This window comes from Paenibacillus sp. LjRoot153 (genome assembly GCF_964253085.1).
In the GTDB taxonomy this organism is placed as follows: Bacteria; Bacillota; Bacilli; order Paenibacillales; family NBRC-103111; genus Paenibacillus_E.
The window spans coordinates 489137-507161 of sequence record NZ_CAXUQH020000001.1; the positions used below are offsets into that span (position 1 = coordinate 489137).

An 18025-nucleotide genomic window follows, 5' to 3' on the forward strand; every position below is an offset into this window, starting at 1 on the left:
CGGAAGCGAATCAGATTGTTTCGAGAGGATACTATGCATAAAATTTCCGTCTATCAGTTATTCGCGATTACTTTTATTTTCCAATTAGGTACTACCATTGTCTTCGGCTTCGGAGGCTTAGCCGGCCGGGATGCGTGGATTGGCGAACTGGTTTCCTGTTGTCTGGGTGTATTCGTAGTTCTGATCTATATCGCCTTAATGCGGATGAATCCGGGGTTAACCCTTGTCCAATGGTTTCCAGCACAATTCGGGCGCGCGATCGGGACGCCTCTTGCATTTCTGTACCCTCTTATGTCTCTATACGTGGTTGGACGGATTATTGCGGATATCAGAGATATGGTGTCATCTACCGTATTATTTAATACACCGCTGATTATTATCGCAGGGGTATTTGTCATCATCATTGCCTATTGCGTATATGGCGGCATTGAGATCGTTTCTCGACTGGGAGAAATGTTCCTTCCCATCGTATTAATCATGTTTTGTATTGAAGTTATTCTTCTTTTTAGCTCCGACGTCATGCATATCAATAATTTACTGCCTATGTTTGAAAAAGGGTGGGCGCCTGTCTGGAAGGTTGTTTACCCATCCGGCATCACGCAATCCTTTGGGGAAACACTCGTCTTTGCCATGTTCTGGCCGGAGACCAAACGCCCTGAAAAAGTAATGAAGCTTACAGTCCTCGCCACTTTGCTGTCCGGAATCATGATATCCAGCTTTGACGTGTTGGCTCTTTTAGTTTTTGGAGGTATGTTTTCGGGATTTCTGTATCCTCTTTACACCTTACTGAGTTTGATAAGTATCGGAAATTTCATTGAAAATTTACAGATGATCGGCGTCCTCTATTTCTTTATGACGGCACTTTTAAAAAGCGTCGTTCATATGCTCGCAGCGGTAAAAGGGATTCAGCAATTAACGAATATGAAGGATTACCGCGTACTGGTCATCCCTGCATGCGCCATCGCACTATTCCTTGGGATGACTATGTCTAAAAACATTTCCGAGCACGTTTATCGTCACCACTTTGAAATACTTGTTCCTTATGTGTGGGTGCCTTTGCTCCTAGTCTTACCAACAATCCTTCTCATCGTTACTTGGTTGCGGCAATTGAAGAAATGAACCTTCATTTCTTAATCTCGTTTACGTTTAATTGTAAGGATGGCCCTGTTATTCCTATCCGTCGAACCGTCAATTTCGTGTTCACGGAAATTTCAGCTTCTCGAAACGCCGCTTCCCAGTCATTCCTTACGGATTTCCACAATGGCAAATTTTTTCTGCGAATGTTATCACTAAATCCGAACACATCTGTCCCATAGTTTTTTTGCACTTTGGTAATCGTTCGAAGTACATTCTCTTCAACTTGTTTGTCTAGTGCGTTTTGCAGAAGGGTAATATATTTTGTCTGCGTAAGGTCCAGGCTGGTGTTGTTTTCACGAATCGCTCCTTGCCCCGTTAACGTGACATGGATTTTTATCTTGCCCCCTTGGATAACCGATTGGATCTTGTTGCCTAACTTGTATATGTCCATACTGACGTTGCCGTCCTCTTGCGGTATCGCTGCCGAAACCGTCAGCTTCTTTAGATTTCCGGATACCCATCGCATGGCCTGACCTTCCTCTACATTCAAGAATCCAACTAATTTCAAATCTTTATTAAAAATGCCAGGCCCTACGATTCGAAACCCATCCTCATCGGATTGATCTTTCTGATTGTCTCCATCTTGTGAAGCAGGGTTCATGCCAACTGCAACTGAGGGTACGGATGGACAAGCTCCTTCGCTGTTTGCAGAGAGCAAAAAGGTTAAGATCCCCATTTCTCTGAATGTCCCCAACTGGTTAATTTCGCCTAAAACCGCGAGACCGGGAATAGTCTCTAATGGGTAAGATATTTTTAAGAAATCCTTAGCAGTACCTCCCTTGACAACAAATATATCTGTTCGAAGCTTGAGGTTCGGATCTCGTGTGTAGGTATCGAGTACCTCCTTAATCCCCTGTCTAGCCATGGATTCCCCAATTACAATGACTCGCCGATGACCACGGAACACTTGCCGGGAAAGCTTAGTCTGCATCCGCTGTACCGCATCGAGCGTATTCATCCCATCGCTCGTGACAACAAAAAAAGGTTTTCCCTTGCTTGCTCCACCTGTACCATCGTACTGCCCTCCCTTTATTTTCGACGGGATGATTGCCTGAGCACTTATCATGACTTTCTTATTGGGGGCTTTGTCGACCCCCCACGCGAGTTCAATGGCAAGCTCGTTAACTTCCGAACTATCCCAACAGCCCGTTATAAATAAAAGAGAGAGAACCAGACAGAGGCGCCCCCCTCGTTTTCTTTTCATTTGCCATCTCTCCCTCGTTTTGGACTTGGTTGTTGCCCTTCTGGGATGCGCCTCTTATTTACCCCTGAAAAGAGTGAAGGTCGCTGATTCATACTCCATCTGGGCGCACGTATGAATACATCCTTCAGGCCTTGAGTCATTAGCGGAACTACCGGACTCATATACGGAACTCCAAACGAACGTAGACTAAGAAGATGGATAATCATGAGAAATACTCCGCTTATAATTCCATATAAACCTAGCATTCCCGCCAATATTAACATCGGGAAACGAAGAAGCCGGTATGCGGTCCCGAAATTATATCGTGGAATGGCAAACGATGCGATCCCGGTCGTGGCTACGACAATCACGACAGGGGCTGATACGATGCCTGCTTGTACGGCGGCTTGCCCAATGACAAGCGCTCCCACAATGCTTACGGCCGAACCAACGGCTTTAGGCATACGAATTCCCGCCTCCCGGAGTCCCTCGAACATAAACTCCATCAACAACGTCTCGACAAACGTCGGAAATGGAACTCCTTCCCTGGAACTAGCGATACTGATGAGTAAGTTGGTAGGAATAAGTTGTTGATGAAAGGTTGAGAGCGCGACGTACAAAGACGGAAGTAATAGTGCGATATTTAATAAGGAATATCGCACGAATCGAACGAAGGTCGTATAGATTGAACGTTCGTAATAATCCTCTACCGCCTGCAAGCCAGTCCAAAAAGTCATTGGAAGGATCAGTGCGAAGGGGGTGTTATCGACAATAATCGCTATTTTCCCTTCAAGCAGACTGGCGCATACGATATCGGGCCGTTCGGTATTTTGAATTTGGGGGAATGGAGACCAAGTGGCATCTTCAATAAATTCTTCGATAAAACCCGATTCCAGTATCCCGTCAATTTGGATTCGGTCGATTCTTTTACGGACTTCCTTCAAAATCGGATTCGAGACAATCCCATCAATATATACGATTACGATATCGGTCTGAGAAACTTGACCAACCGTAATCGATTCCATTTTCAGCTTTGGACTGCGAATTCGTCTACGAATTAAGCTTGTATTGATTCGTAACGTTTCCGTAAAGCCGTCTCTGGGTCCGCGGATAGAAACTTCGGCGGCCGGTTCTTCAACAGCTCGTTTCTCGAATCCTTTGAGATCCGCGATTATAGCCATGTTTTCTCCGTCAACCAATAGGGCGATATTCGCCTTCAGAATCCCATCGGTCACATCCTTGACTGTAGAAACCGTTTGAATTTGCGAGATGGCAACCAGTTGCTCTTGGATGATCTGTCCTGAAATAGGAACTCCGTTCAACTCGCCGGGAGTTCCATTAAATAAGATTGGCGTTAACACAACTATATCCAACGTTTTTGTATCGATTAAACCATCTGTGTAAATTAAAAGTACTTTAGGGTTGTTGCAAATAGGACGAAATACGATATCGGAGCATTCTTGAAAAGTTTCTCTAAGCATCTTCTCGTTCATAACGAGTTCTGTACTTAATTCTGCATTTTGTTCGTTAGGGAGAGGGGGATTTGTCGATTCAATCTGGTTAGAGCTATGACTCTTTATCCGCACGAAACGCATATACCTCCTCCATTTTTTAGCGATGCTTCCAGTTGTGTAGTATATCCAATAGCTCTAAGATTAACAAAAGATGAAGGCAAAGCTTTGGGGTGGTCAAGTCCCATACAACGCTAATTTGAACCAGTAAATTATCCAATCATGGCGCATGAACGAGAACGGAGGAGAACGGTTTCAATTTTATTTTGATTGTAGATATATAGTCTGTAACCTTTCGCAACCCGCATACGTTTGGTGTAATAAGGAAGATAGTTGAAGAAGGGGTGGTTCTCATGGGAAGTAGGAGGAAGATCGTCATGGCCGTGGTTATGGTCAGTTTGGTCAGCGCATTAGCAGGCTGCAGCGAGAAGGAGACCGTAAATGGGGGCACGAGCAGTTCTCAGCCAACGACGCAACCAACCACGAGTGTCACTTCGTCGCCCTCCCCTGTACCAACGCCAGCAGCGACATCCGTACCAACTACTGTTCCAGGAACATCGCAACCATCATCTCCACCAGTATCCACTACGAATCCGCAGGCGACAGCCAGCTCGCAACCTACGCCAGCAGCAACGCCACCAAGCTTTTCCTCTGCGGCAGATGCCAAGAAAGTTATTGAAGCCCGTGCCCTAGAAGTGATGACCGCGCTGAAAGAGCGTAATATAACAAAGCTTGTCAGTCTCGTGCATCCGCAGAAAGGTGTACAATTCTCACCGTATTCCTATATTCACACAGCGACAGACATTCAAGTGCAAGGCAGCAATCTTGCGGCCCTATGGGCTAGCCCAAGTCTCACGCATTGGGGAACTTTCGATGGGTCAGGCGACCCTATTGATCTTACGATGCCAAACTACTGGGCTAAATTTGTGTATAACGCTAACTTTGCCGCTGCGCCACAGATTAGCTATAATACGATGATTGGCAAAGGGAATATGATCAACAATGTGTTCAGCGTGTACCCTACATCTTCCTATATAACGGTTGAATATCACTTCCCGGGCTTCGGTCCACAGTATCAAGGTATGGATTGGACCAGCTTACGGCTAGTTTTTGAATATACAGGATCACAGTGGTATGTGGTTGCTATCGTCCATGACCAGCATACGATGTAGATGTTTTACATGAAATTTCATAAAAATGATCTAAAGCCGAATCGACCTTCGTATAAATAGGAGGAATGTTCGGTTTTTCGTGCTAACTGGAAATAGTAACCATTGACAGCCGATGTGAGTTGTCATATATTTATCACAATTAAACCAAGTGAACCAATGGGGATTGGAGATGTTGACCATGCAAAACAACTTAGTAAGTGCATTTCAAACGAACTGGGTCAGTTTAGTCGTTTCATTAGTAGTGATTGGCTTTATTTATTTTCTGGGTAAAAAGAAAGTCAGTTTTGGTAACCGAGTATTTATCGGTTTAGGATTAGGTATCATCGCAGGGGTCATTTTCAATCAGGCAGGTCTGCAATTTAAAAGTGTTAGCACGATCGGAACAATTTACGTCAATCTGATCAAAATGCTTGTTATGCCGCTTGTATTTATTCTAGTAATTAATAGTATTTCGTCGTTGTCCAACATGGCTCAACTTCGTAAATTAGGTTTCAAAACAATTGGCTGGTTCCTACTTACAACGGGGATCGCAGCATTGATCGGTCTACTAGTCGCATTGGCGATTGATCCAGGTAATGGGATCGCACAAGCAGTTCCGAAGGATTTTAAAGCCAAAGAAATTCCGACTTTCTCACAAGTTATTTTGGATCTAGTACCTTCCAATCCAATTAGCGACATGGCAAGCGGTAAGGTTGTACCGGTTCTAATCTTCGCGATTTTCGTAGCTGTTGCCATTGTATCGGTAGGTTCCAAGAAACCTGAAGCTGTAGCATCCGTGAAGGCGTTCATTGCTTCAGCTGCTGCGGTTATGCACCAAGTTGTTAAGTATGTAATTCGTTTGACACCTTATGGGGTGTACGCGTTGATCGCGGCTATGGCAGGGAAATACGGTTGGGAAACATTAGAGCCGTTAGCTAAAATCATTTTGACTTCCTACGTGGCATTAATTATTCACTTCGTCTTGGTATTCGGTGGCCTAGTGCTGCTGGTTGCGAAAGTAAACCCTATTAAATTCTTCAAAAAGGCATATCCGACGATCGCTGTTGCTTTCACAACACGTAGTAGTTATGCAACACTTCCAGTGAATTTGGAAGTTATTACGAAACGTCTTCGCGTATCACCGCGAATTGCCAGCTTCGTGGCACCGCTTGGGGCAACAATGAACTTCAACGGCTGTGGTGGTGTTTGGCCGGCGATTGTGGCAATTTTCGTAGCAAAAGTATACAATCTTCCGCTTGGCATTTCCGAGTATGCCTTGTTAATCTTAGTAGCTGTCATTTCCTCCATCGGGGTAGCTGGTGTACCAGGTCCTGCATCCATCTCAACAACGGTTGTATTGACTGCACTTGGCTTGCCGATTGAAGGTATGGGTCTAGTTCTAGGCGTTGAAGCATTGATCGACATGGGTCGTACAGCAGTTAATGCAACTGGAACTACGGTAACGGCTCTGTTAGTAGCTGAATCCGAAGGTGAATTCGACCGCGCTTCATTCGATCGTGACGAAGAAGATGAATTGGAATTAGCAACTGCTTAATCGCGGTAAATAAATGAAAAAAGACGAACAGCACCTTGGGTGTGTGTTCGTCTTTTTGGTTTTTGTCGATGTATGTTCTAAAACCGCGGAAATACGTAGCGGACCAGGAAATACAGCAGTCCAAAAATGATAATGATGTACGCTGCATATTTGATAAAAGTTGATGCGACAAGTCCCTTGTCATATTTTTGCTCAATTCGCTTCTGCTCAATGTCCACGCTTTTCATCGGTTCCATCGTTTTCAGCTCCCTTTTCTGGTATGGGGGTTGACCTTTATACCAAATAATACCCATTCGGGCGGAGACTGAATCACCGGACTGCTACAAATGGAACAAAAGACATCAACTTCGTATCCGCCAATCGCAGATATTAGTCATGCAGCGCTGCATGCGTGAGTGCCGCCCGCCCGCCAAGTAACGCTCCACCTCCAAGTAACACGACTCTTCTAAGTAACACTTTTCCGCCAAGCGATTTTCTCATTCTAGCTACCCGAGGGGGGCGAGTAGTAGCATTAAATGGAAAACCTACAGTTAAACTAATCGATTAGAATCGAAATCACCATTTAAATGGAAAAAATCCAGTTAATTTTTCGTCATTCGTCAATTTCAACGAAGATGTGCAAAATTAGCTGGAGGAAATCCAGTTATTCAAAATAAAAGGCGTTTCTTGCGCAAACTAGCTGTAGTTTTTCCAGTTAATGAAGTAAAAGAGCGTCGGTGGTGGAGTTTCTGTATAAAAGGAGATATCACCTAGCTCTGCATTGCCGCATGCGTGCCCGCCATATATCCCGTCGAAAAGGCTGCTGTAATGTTATACCCACCCGTATATCCGTGGATGTCGAGGATTTCGCCGCAGAAGTAGAGACCTTGAACCAGCTTAGATTGCATCGTGCTCGGATCTACTTCTTTGAGCGTGACGCCGCCGCCTGTGACGAAAGCTTCCTCCAAGGATAGCGTCCCTTTGACGATGACGGGGAATGCTTTCATGAGCTTGCACAACTCCAACCATTTCTGCTTCGGAATGTTGTTGTACGTCAGCAGCTCGTCCAGCTCCGACTTCGCAAGCAGAAGAGGAATGAGCCGCTCGGATAGCAGGGATTTGAGCACGTTTTTGATCGCTTTCTTCGCATCGCTTCTCGCGAGCGCCATGCTCTGATTGTACACCTCGTCGGTGCTTAGATCAGGGAACAAATCCACCGTGACGAGCACTTCCTTGCGCTCGGATTTGTTCAGTTCCTTCACGACGAACTGGCTGCAGCGCAGCGCGATTGGCCCAGAAAGGCCGAAGTGGGTGAACAACATATCACCGCGATGCGCGATGATCGGCTTCCCCTTCGCGTTCAGCACGCTGAGCGTCACGTCGCGCAAGGACAGTCCTTGCAGCTCGCGGCTGCGAATGAAAGACTCCTTCGAGGTTAACGGAACCTCGGTCGGAAACAGCGGCGTGATGGTGTGCCCGCCCGCCTCAGCCCACGCATAACCGTCTCCCGTGGAGCCGGTATGCGGCACCGAGCATCCGCCGGAGGCGACGATCACAGCGTTGCTGTTTAGCGTCTCTCCGCCATGCAGCTGAACGCCGCTCACGGCGCCGTCAGCGTACAAGACCTTTTTGACCGGACTGTTGGTCCGGATCTCCACACCCTGGCGCCTCACTTGGCCTATCAACGCGTCGACGACGGTTTTGGCTTTGTCGCTGATGGGAAACATCCGACCATTGTCCTCTTCCTTGAGATGGATGCCGAGATTTTCAAAGAAAGCAATAATGTCCTTATTCCCAAAATGGGTAAATGCACTATAAAGGAATCGCCCGTTGCCGGGGATATGTTTGATCAATTCATCCATCTCTTTGTTGTTCGTCACATTACATCTGCCGCCGCCAGAAATACCGAGCTTACGCCCCAGTTTATCGCCTTTATCGACGAGCAGCACCTTTGCGCCGTCCCTGCTTGCGGCAATACTAGCCATGAGGCCAGCAGAACCACCGCCAATTACAATTACATCATATGTCATCCGAATAAAGCCCCTGCCTCGCGTATTTTGTATCATCATAGCATGTGAAGGGCTTCATATTCAAAAGATACACACAGTACGTGGATAACTTGTTGATAAAATAGCTGTTTTCGTGGATAACTGACCTATCGTCTGTGGACAATCGTAGGCGAAATGTGGATAACATGCATTTTTTCCTAATTTCATCCACAAACGTTCTTCAATACAAATCCTTCAGGTGAAACTATCAACATCCTTCCTACCATGTTTGTCGCTAAAATGATAATGATCTACCTGAAGATCTAGCCATCGATGCCCGAGGGAGGTTTCCCGCCCATAGTAGTGAATCTCATCTTGCTTGGTAAGCACAATCGCTTCACAAGCGTCACTGCGTTTGGCGAAAAGGGGCAGGCCAGCCTCTAGCCCAAGTGAGCCTAACAATCGTGCCCATACATGGCATGCCACGAGATCATGGCCAGCAACTGTGCATTGCAGTACATCGCTGCCGGAGTCACCATCTCTGCGGTCCTCGAGCGGGCTGTAAGTAGATAACGCACCCTCTGGCATCGCAATCGCTCCTAACTTGGCATTCTCGTTCCATGGATTTTGGATCCCGATCATCCATGGCTCCTGCTCGGCGCTAGCTGGCCCCCATACGGTTACATCGCCCTGAGATAGCAGGCGTCCACGTGAAATGGATAAGGTTTTCTTGAAATAGTCGGTTAATCGTTTCAGGGACCAGCTTTTGTCGAGTCCTTGCAAATGAATAGAGGTATGCTCTGGCAGGGTTACTGATTTGGTTGTAGGATTTACCTTCCAGCCTTGCGCAGCAGAAGCTGGCATGCGCGTTAGTGTTGTCTTTTCTTTATATAGAAGAGGCGTATATTTACCATCTGTGATGGCTTGATACATCTCAGCAAGGAAGAGCACCTCTAGCATGGAGTTGGAGACAAGGCAGCATTCTCCGGCTAATGTATTTAAAAGGTTGATTTCACTGTCAGGGAGACTGTGGCTGAATCGCTTCTCCTCACGCTCGAACCACTCGTTGCCGATCTCATGAATCCGCAACTGTTGTTGCTGCTCACCGCAGGGAAGAAGAAGTTCAATAGCTGAGTCCAGCGTTTGAAAATGAAAGGGGAGGAAGGTGTTTGTTGTCATTGTCATCAGGAATTCCTCTTTTCTGTCGAATCCGTACTTAATCTGAGATCAGTATATGAGGGATAGCTGAGATTGAATTGACCGTTAGCTGAAAGCTAGCTGAAGATTTAACTTTCAGCTAGCTTTCAGCCGCTGCTCAGATTGCTTTTAGGCAGGATATGGGATACTGATTGTAGAAGTCGTATATGAATGAAATTCGGGGGAGTCGAGTGCAGATGCGTCAATTAAAAGGGATTAAAATATTACTCGTCGATGACGAGCCACATATCTTAGAATTTCTAGAGCTAGGTCTAACGAACGAAGGCTTCGAAGTGATGACGGCACAGGATGGCATCAGTGCGATCACAGCTTGTAATAAATTTCAGCCGCATATCGCGATTCTGGATGTCATGATGCCAGGCATGGATGGTTTCGAGGTGTGTCGCATGATCAAGAAGACGGACAATGTCGCGGTCATTATGCTAACTGCCAAAGATGAAATCGATGATCGGGTGAAGGGGCTCACGCTCGGAGCCGATGATTACATGATCAAACCGTTTAGCTTTGAGGAGTTGCTGGCGCGGATCTACGCGCGGATTCGAAACCATTTTCCAAACTTGTTCGGGGAAGTCGTTATTGGACCGCTTCGCATGGACGATCGCCGCAAAGAAATTAGTATGTATGACCGAATCTTAGAACTATCGCCAACGGAATACGAATTGCTGAAATTTATGGCGATCAATCACGGCCTCGTGCTGAGTAAGACGATGATTCTGGATAAAGTATGGGGCTATGATTTTGGCGGCGAAGAAAATATTGTGGAAGTGTACATACGTTCCTTGCGTGACAAGTTAGGGGATAAGGAGCACAAGCTGATTCGCACCATTCGCGGCGCGGGGTATCGGATGGATTTGACATGAAGACGCGCGGTTGGTTAGCTGCTGTCTTGGAGACGAGATCCTTAAAGTTTCAAATTTTATCTCGCACCTTATTGGTCATGTCTGCACTATTGCTGTTAATCGGCGTGTTTCAATATGTATTCATGCAGCAGTTTATGTTTCAAAATAAAGCAGAGACGATCCGCAATCAGCTTGCAGCGCTGCCGCCTAACGTGTGGCTTCGGGCTGAGCTAGGGGGAGATAAGAGTACGAGTCCATTTCTGCCTAGGCAGGATTTCACGCGAAACAATCGGCAGGATAATGTCGGCGAAGGTCCACGGATTTTCGTACCGGATCTAACGATTGCGCTTATTGATGACAAGGGGACCTATAAACTCGTTTCCTCCCAAGATGAACAGTCGACGTTGGAGTTAGGCAAGGAAGAATATGTGAGAATCCTGCAAAAGCGAACAAAGAAGCAGGAACACCTGATTATGAAAGACAGCAAAGGAAATGAGCAATTAATTGTGTTTCATCAAATCGGGGGAGGGGAACCGGATCATTCCCGCGGCTATCAGGGGCTCATTCAAGCAAGCACAAGCACAGCGCCGATTAAGGATGTTCTCCTAAGGCAGCTGCTCACGTTCCTATTTCTATCAATGCTGGCGATGGTCATTGGATTGTTAGGCTTCCTGCCTGTGCTGCGGCGGACGCTTGTGCCGCTGTCTAATTTGGTAGATACGGTGAAAAGTATTGATTCGGGTAACTTGAATGAACGCTTTCCTGACCATCAAGGGCAGGCTGAGATGGATCGCTTGGCGACTTCCTTCAATAGCATGCTAGAGCGGTTGGAATTTTCATTTGAAGCGGAAAAGGAAGCGAAGGAGCAGATGCGTCGTTTTGCCGCTGATGCCTCGCATGAACTTCGCACGCCACTGACCTCCATTCATGGCTTCCTGGAGGTACTGCTGCGCGGGGCCTATCAACAGCCTGAACCGCTGTTGAAAGCTTTGAAAAGCATGCACGGTGAATCCATCCGCATTAATAAATTAGTTGAGGACCTACTGCTGTTGGCTCGGTTGGACCGAACGCCGTCTTTCCATAAGACGGAGGTAGCCATGGACGATGTGCTTCATGAAATGGAGCACCAGCTGCGTCTGCTCGCAGGTGAGCGGTCGGTCACCTTCCTCTTGGAGCCGGAGACGCAGTGCCATTGCGACCCGGATAAAATCAAGCAGGTCATTCTCAACCTGTTCCATAACGCGGTCCAGCATACACATTCGGAGACAGGTGAGGTAAGAGTCTCACTTATGAAAACGGACGCAGGCGCTGAGATCGCTGTACGCGATAATGGTCCTGGGATTGCGCCGGAGCATATCGCGCATTTGTTTGATCGGTTTTACCGCATCGACTCCTCGCGGGCAAGACGCAGCGGCGGAGCGGGCTTAGGCCTTTCAATTACTCGCTCCATCGTGGAGCTGCATGGCGGAACCATCCATGTGGAGAGTAGCGTTGGTGAGGGTAGCGCATTTATCGTGCGGTTGCCGCGATAGGTAGGAAGAGAAGAAGCTGACGCTGAGGCGTTGGCTTTTTTTGGTGTGTGTTGTAGAGAGCAGGGATGTAGATGGACAAAAGTAGGGGCATAGCAGGATTCATGCCGAGTATACAGCCTCAGCGGCGGAAATAGCTGGATTTCATACAGTTAATTTGGATGGAAATCTTGCTTTTGAGCAAATAGATGGATTTCATGTAGCTAAATTCAGCCGAAGTGGCCGATTTTACTGAAATCGTAAGAAATAGATGGAGGAAATCCAGTTAAACGTTGAGATCAGGGGGGAATGCGGGAATTAACTGTATTTTTTACAGTTAATGGTCGTGGGGGGAAGGAAATCATCCCAACGGACACGGCACCAGCACCCTCAACGACAACAGACTAGCTACTTAACCCCTCGCCCCCATCGACAGAGTCTCCCAGCATAACCAGTTATCGGCCTCCAACCATAGACTAGCTACTCTCACCCATCCTTCCCCAACAGCCTCCCCTCACGCATGAACACCAAAAAGGCCAATCGTCGAACGGTTGGCCTTTGGCATCAACGGCTAAGAGACAAGTTTGCGGCTGCGCGGGCGAAGTGCCCATGAAGCCATGACGAGCGCTAGAAACACAAGTGGTTGAGCAGCGAGAGCTAGGCTGTCGCCATTCAAAATGTGCGATGCTGCAGCTCCCGTAAGCTCGAAGAAAAAGCCTGCGTATGCCCACTCCTTCAGTCGTGGAAAACGTGGGATAAGGATTGCGATGACGGCCATCAGCTTCCAGAAGCCCAGGATGGTTAAGATATACTCGGGATATCCGAGCCCGGTTAATGTAGCGATTTGCTGCTCACCATGGGTAAGGAAGAAGAATCCGCCGATGACGAAACTTGCAGGTCCTAGGATGGTGGTTACCCAGTAAGCGATTAGTTTATTACGCTCTTTACGATAAGACATTAGACAGCATCCCCCTATTTCGGAATTGTGCTCATATAATCCTTATTCTACCATAAAATAAGCGAAAGCGAACACCAGTACGTAAAATTTCCATTCAATACTTTCCATGCCACTTTCAGCCAATGCTCAGATAGTTCTCAACCAACCTTCAGTTTACGCTCAGATGGGTTTCAGGTAAGGGGTCTATACTTGGTTTTGTAAGGGAAACACAAAACACAAATCCAAAGATGAGGTGGAATTCAATTATGAAAAAAATCAGCAAAAAAATTCTCGCAGGTTCACTAGTAGCATCTTTTGTCATCGGAGTTGGCTTAGTAGGAGCCCTACATAATGAAGCGTTCGCAGATACAGTAGTAGGCAATTCAACGAGTACAGCAGCTCCCGCAGCAGGACAGGGCGGCAAAGGCTTTAACGATAAAGGTCGTGGACAAATGGGAGATCGAGGTGGCTTCCGTGGCGGCAATGTGATCAAAGAAACAGCAACGATTCTAGGTGTTGAAGAAAGTGTTGTGCAGGAAGCACTTAAAGCAGATAAAACATTAGCTGCTTTTGCTCTTGAAAAAGGACTATCGAAGGAAGATTACTTATCTAAGCTGGTTGCAGCCGAGACAGCTGCGATTACAGCTGATGTCACAGCTGGGAAGCTGACACAAGAGAAGGCAGATGAGAGGATTAAAGGCCTGAGCGACCAATTAACGAAGCAAATTGATGGCACTGGCTTCAAGGGCGGTTTCCCAGGCGGCGGTAAAGGCGGTCCAGGAGGTTTCGGTGGCGGACATTTCGGCAATCCGGAAGTCATCACGACTATTCTGGGTCTTACACAAGATGAGTTGAGAACAGAACTAGAATCAGGCAAATCCCTCGTGGATATCGCAACAGCGAAAGGGATTAGCGAAGATGATTTAATCAGCAAAATTAAAGACGGCATGACGGATTCTATCAAGAAGGCTGTAGAGGAAAAAGGTACTGCTCAGCAGCGTCCTGAGGGTGGTAAAGGTCGTCCGGGTCGCAACGCATCCACACAATCAACAACACCAGCCCCGACAGCTGCCAACTAAGGGGATGTAATAGGAAGCTGCTCACCATGTGAGCGGCTTTTTGTGCTTGAGGTGGCAGTTATATGGGAATTTTACTGGGCGGGGAGCTCTTAGAGTAGCTAAGTGAGGAAATGTGCCGAGCGTAACAACAGCTGAGGCGGCACGGAACTTGTCCCCATTTTCAGCAAACACTCAGCTTTCGTTCAACTTACTTTCAGCTTACACTCAGACAGGTTTCAGTCGTCCCTAGTAGACTACATCTTGTGAAGAATGTTAGGCCTAGGCATGGAAGTCTAGGTAAACCGTGAGAGGGGTTATGACGGATGAAAGTAGGCAGTAAGAAAAGGTGGCTCATTGTAGCCCTGGCGGCCATCCTGTGTGGGGCAGGAACATACTACTATGTACATAATAATGCGAAGCCAGCTGCAACGGCAGCACAACAAACGACAATGAAAGTGGCCAAGGGTGCCATTTCGATGGCCGTATCAGGTACCTCCCAATTGGACGCTAAGGATAAGCAAAACATAGTGATTCCGATCGAAGGGATCATCAAAACAATGAATCTAACCCAGAATCAAGCGGTAAAAAAAGGCGATGTGCTCGTCGAACTTTCTGTCCCGTCAACGGAAACGAATCTCAAGGAAGCGCAAGTGACCTTGGGGCAGCTGGAAAGTGATCTAGCCGAGCTGCAGTCTGAACAAGGAAATATGAGCGTATCCTCTCCGATGTCGGGCAAGATTACCTTGAATGCTAATTTTGATGTCGGCAGCCAAGTGAGTAAAACGACTAAGATCGGTACGATTTCAGATACAACGCAGTTTAAGGTAAAACTGCCATTTTCACTGCAAGAAGCTGTTCAACTGAAAAAAGGTGACCCCGTGGAGCTGAGCGTGGATGGTTACTTGTTATCGAAGGTTGGTGCTGTCGATACGATCGGTCACGAAATTAGCGCCGACGCGAATGGGAATAAAGTGGTATTGGTCGATGTACTCGTCGATAATGACGGTACACTTTCGGCGGGCTTGAAGGTCAAAGGCAGCATCGGCAGCGGCACTACCAAGGTGGCGTCCTCCGATCAGGCTGAACTTGCTTATGTGCGCACGGCGTCTATTTTCTCCGAAGCTAGCGGTACTGTGAAAACGCTGAAATTCAAAGATGGCGATACGATTAAACAAGGCGATCTGATTGTGACCCTTTTTAACGACGACATTCAAAAGAATATCATCTCCAAACAATCTGCGATTGAAAGCCAGAAAATCCGTGTCAGCGATGCTCAGCAAAAAGTCGATCAATTGACGATCAAAGCACCGTTTGATGGCGTGTTCTCGGCGGATTTTGCCAACAGTAAAAATAACGTCCTTCGGAATTACCCGGCTGGCGCGCAAATTAATGCGAACACAACGCTCGGTGCAGTAGCAAGCTTAAGCACAATGCAGCTCGCGATTGCTGTGGATGAGCTCGATCTAACGAGTGTGAAGGTAGGGCAAAAAGTTAACGTAAAAGTAGATGCGATTGCAGGGAAAACTTTTACAGGTGAAGTGACATCTGTCTCCAATGTGGGTACAACGACGAATGGCGTGACCACCTATGATGCGGTTGTGGCGATTCCAAATACAGCACAGAACGATTTGAAATATGCGATGACGGCGACTGCTGAAATCCTCATTCAAGATAAGAAGGATATTCTCGTTCTTCCGATCCAAGTGGTGACGACAACAAGAGGCAAGTCGACGGTTACGGTGAAGAAGGCCGATGGTACGACGGAAGAGCGTGAACTGCAAGTAGGTATCCGCAGCAAAACGCAGGTTGAAGTTCTAGGCGGGGTAAAAGAAGGCGAAGAGGTCGTCATGCCGGTGCGTAGAGCAACAACCACGACGAACCAGCAACAGCAAGGCTTCCCAGGCGGAGGTGCCTTCCCAGGTGGTGCAGGCGGCTTCCAAGGCGGTGCAGGTGGAGCTGCTGGCGGCGGTGGTTTCCAGGGTGGCGGTAATGCTGGCGGTGGCGGAGCGCGTCAATAAAGAGCTAATCTCGCCCGGAAAGGAGTTAATGGGATGAATATCATTGAGCTAAATGAGATCACGAAGAGTTACACCCGTGGTGCGGAGGAATTGCAGATTTTGCGGGGCATTACCCTGCATATTGCAGAAGGGGATTTTGTCGCCATTATTGGTCCCAGCGGATCGGGGAAATCGACGTTGATGAATACAATTGGGCTGCTAGACAGCCCAACGTCAGGTTCATATACATTGGATGGCGTAGCTACTGAGAAAATGTCAGACAACGGACTTGCTCAGCTGCGCAATCGGAAGATTGGTTTTATTTTTCAACAGTTTAACCTGTTGCCAAGGCTGTCAGCGACGGAGAACGTCGAGCTCCCCATGATTTATGCAGGCATACCTGCCAAACAGCGGAGAGAACAAGCCAAACGCATGCTAGAGAAGTTGGGGATGGGTGAGCGTGGACATCACAAACCAAGTGAGCTTTCGGGTGGACAGCAGCAGCGGGTTGCGATTGCACGAGCGTTGGCTATTTCACCGTCGCTCATTCTGGCGGATGAACCGACAGGTGCACTGGACTCGAAGACAGGTATCGAGGTACTCGAGTTGATCAAAGAATTAAATCAGCAGGGCAACACGATTGTGTTAATCACTCATGATCATCACATTGCAGACAATGCGAAGCGTGTGGTGGCGCTGCGAGATGGCGAAATCGTCAGTGATACACGCAATGATGCGTGGTCGGTTGAAGTGCCTAAGTTAGAGGAGGCGCATTCATGAGAATTTGGGAGCTTTTCCAAATGGCCATGAGCACGATTCGTTCTAATCCGTTACGAACGATTCTGACCATGCTAGGCGTTATTATCGGGGTTGCTTCGGTGATTACGCTTGTGTCCATCGGTCAAGGGACGTCCAAAGCCATCGAAAAGCAGTACGAAGGTCTGGGGACGAATCTGCTAACGGTTAACCTAATGGGGAACGGGCGCGCCACACAGTTGAATTACGATGAGTTCATGACCCTGGAGGGTACAGCGGGCATCTCGTCGATTGCACCTACAATGACGCAGAATAGCAGCATTAAATTCGACCGCACAACGGAGAGCTACAATGTGATCGGAACGAATGACCGTTATTTGGAGTTGCAAAAAGGGAAGATGGCCAGCGGACGTTTCCTCGCTCAAGCAGATCTGGATTTCCGCAATCACGTTGCAGTTATCGGGAGTGAAGTGGCTACGAAGTTTTTTGGCAAGGAAGATCCAATCGACGAAGAAATTAATGTGAAGGGCTACATGTACACGATTATCGGTGTTCTTCAAACGAAGGGTTCCAATACGAGCGGAACCTCATTGGATAGCTCCGTGTTAGTGCCGCTGCCGACGATGAGCCGGGATTTTAAGTTAGGTAATATTCGGACCGCCTATGTGGAAGCATCCTCTGGTGATCTTGTCAGCCGTGCACAATTAGCCGTAGAAGCTTACTTATATCAGAAGTTTAAAAGTACAACCGGCTACAATATTTTGAACTCATCCGAGCTCATTAGCGCAAGACAAACGGCGTCTAGTACGCTGACCAACCAATTGGTTGCTGTTGCTGCGATTTCCCTGCTTGTAGGCGGGATCGGGATTATGAATATTATGCTCGTGACGGTGAGTGAGCGGACGAGAGAGATCGGGATTCGGAAGTCGATTGGGGCGAAGCGAAGAAATATTTTGCTGCAATTCCTAGTCGAAGCTACCTTGATTAGCGGGATGGGCGGTCTGATCGGTCTACTGGTCGGGGTCGCTTTATCACTGGCCTGGCCGTATATCAATCCAAGCCAAGAGACGAGCTTATCGCTCAACGTCGGGTTTTACGCGTTCTTATTCTCAGCACTTGTTGGTGTCATTTTCGGTTTATATCCAGCGAATAAAGCATCAAAATTAAAACCTATCGACGCACTGCGTTACGATTAGGCAACAGGAGGT

15 protein-coding genes are annotated in these 18025 nt (G+C 47.4%); 9 read left to right on the forward strand and 6 right to left on the reverse strand.

Translation table 11 applies throughout. The annotated features are described in order from the left end of the window. The first annotated feature begins 33 nt into the window (after positions 1 to 33). Positions 34 to 1119 carry a GerAB/ArcD/ProY family transporter gene (locus tag ACSQ8P_RS02305; RefSeq protein WP_436233723.1) on the forward strand — a complete coding sequence of 362 codons (1086 nt, stop codon included), beginning with the start codon at positions 34 to 36 and terminating at the stop codon, positions 1117 to 1119. A 4-nt stretch (positions 1120 to 1123) separates the two neighbouring features. Here ACSQ8P_RS02305 and ACSQ8P_RS02310 read toward each other — a convergent pair whose 3' ends face one another. Next, on the reverse strand, positions 1124 to 2341 hold the full coding sequence (locus ACSQ8P_RS02310) for a Ger(x)C family spore germination protein (RefSeq protein ID WP_436233724.1): 1218 nt from the start codon (positions 2339 to 2341) through the stop codon (positions 1124 to 1126). After that, positions 2338 to 3915, reverse strand: a complete 1578-nt coding sequence (locus ACSQ8P_RS02315) for a spore germination protein (protein WP_436233725.1) — start codon at positions 3913 to 3915, stop codon at positions 2338 to 2340. The genes ACSQ8P_RS02310 and ACSQ8P_RS02315 overlap by 4 nt, the downstream gene beginning before the upstream one ends. Positions 3916 to 4208: 293 nt before the next feature. On the opposite strand from ACSQ8P_RS02315, the gene ACSQ8P_RS02320 reads away from it, so the two are divergent. Both ACSQ8P_RS02320 and ACSQ8P_RS02325 read left to right on the forward strand, forming a co-directional pair. After that, complete coding sequence (locus ACSQ8P_RS02320; RefSeq protein ID WP_436233726.1) at positions 4209 to 5003, forward strand: hypothetical protein; 795 nt, start codon at positions 4209 to 4211, stop codon at positions 5001 to 5003. A gap of 178 nt (positions 5004 to 5181) precedes the next feature. Beyond that, on the forward strand, positions 5182 to 6537 hold the full coding sequence (locus tag ACSQ8P_RS02325; RefSeq protein ID WP_436233728.1) for a dicarboxylate/amino acid:cation symporter: 1356 nt from the start codon (positions 5182 to 5184) through the stop codon (positions 6535 to 6537). A gap of 77 nt (positions 6538 to 6614) precedes the next feature. Here the strand turns inward: ACSQ8P_RS02325 and ACSQ8P_RS02330 are convergent, their stop codons facing one another. The 3 genes from ACSQ8P_RS02330 to ACSQ8P_RS02340 form a co-directional block, all read right to left on the reverse strand. Continuing rightward, entirely contained in the window at positions 6615 to 6773 is a 159-nt protein-coding gene (locus tag ACSQ8P_RS02330; protein WP_167357022.1) for a hypothetical protein, read from the reverse strand. A gap of 513 nt (positions 6774 to 7286) precedes the next feature. Further along, on the reverse strand, positions 7287 to 8546 hold the full coding sequence (locus tag ACSQ8P_RS02335) for an NAD(P)/FAD-dependent oxidoreductase (RefSeq protein WP_436233729.1): 1260 nt from the start codon (positions 8544 to 8546) through the stop codon (positions 7287 to 7289). Positions 8547 to 8759: 213 nt separating this feature from the next. Then, a complete protein-coding gene (locus tag ACSQ8P_RS02340; RefSeq protein WP_436233730.1) occupies positions 8760 to 9689 on the reverse strand; it encodes an FAD:protein FMN transferase in 930 nt (309 codons plus the stop codon). 209 nt (positions 9690 to 9898) lie between these two features. Here ACSQ8P_RS02340 and ACSQ8P_RS02345 point away from each other — a divergent pair, with 209 nt between their 5' ends. Both ACSQ8P_RS02345 and ACSQ8P_RS02350 read left to right on the forward strand, forming a co-directional pair. Further along, positions 9899 to 10582, forward strand: coding sequence for a response regulator transcription factor (locus ACSQ8P_RS02345; protein WP_436233731.1), 684 nt, complete (start codon positions 9899 to 9901; stop codon positions 10580 to 10582). After that, positions 10579 to 12093, forward strand: a complete 1515-nt coding sequence (locus ACSQ8P_RS02350; RefSeq protein WP_436233732.1) for an ATP-binding protein — start codon at positions 10579 to 10581, stop codon at positions 12091 to 12093. Before ACSQ8P_RS02345 ends, ACSQ8P_RS02350 begins: the two co-directional genes overlap by 4 nt. Positions 12094 to 12640: 547 nt before the next feature. Here the strand turns inward: ACSQ8P_RS02350 and ACSQ8P_RS02355 are convergent. Further along, positions 12641 to 13027, reverse strand: a complete 387-nt coding sequence (locus tag ACSQ8P_RS02355; RefSeq protein ID WP_436233733.1) for a DoxX family protein — start codon at positions 13025 to 13027, stop codon at positions 12641 to 12643. 245 nt (positions 13028 to 13272) lie between these two features. On the opposite strand from ACSQ8P_RS02355, the gene ACSQ8P_RS02360 reads away from it, so the two are divergent. The 4 genes from ACSQ8P_RS02360 (at position 13273) to ACSQ8P_RS02375 (ending at position 18013) form a co-directional block, all read left to right on the forward strand. Then, on the forward strand, positions 13273 to 14085 hold the full coding sequence (locus tag ACSQ8P_RS02360) for a hypothetical protein (RefSeq protein ID WP_436233734.1): 813 nt from the start codon (positions 13273 to 13275) through the stop codon (positions 14083 to 14085). A 302-nt stretch (positions 14086 to 14387) separates the two neighbouring features. Next, positions 14388 to 16082, forward strand: coding sequence for an efflux RND transporter periplasmic adaptor subunit (locus ACSQ8P_RS02365; protein ID WP_436233735.1), 1695 nt, complete (start codon positions 14388 to 14390; stop codon positions 16080 to 16082). A gap of 33 nt (positions 16083 to 16115) precedes the next feature. Next, positions 16116 to 16841, forward strand: a complete 726-nt coding sequence (locus ACSQ8P_RS02370; protein WP_436233736.1) for an ABC transporter ATP-binding protein — start codon at positions 16116 to 16118, stop codon at positions 16839 to 16841. Further along, complete coding sequence (locus ACSQ8P_RS02375) at positions 16838 to 18013, forward strand: ABC transporter permease (RefSeq protein WP_436233737.1); 1176 nt, start codon at positions 16838 to 16840, stop codon at positions 18011 to 18013. The genes ACSQ8P_RS02370 and ACSQ8P_RS02375 overlap by 4 nt, the downstream gene beginning before the upstream one ends. Positions 18014 to 18025 lie beyond the last annotated feature (12 nt).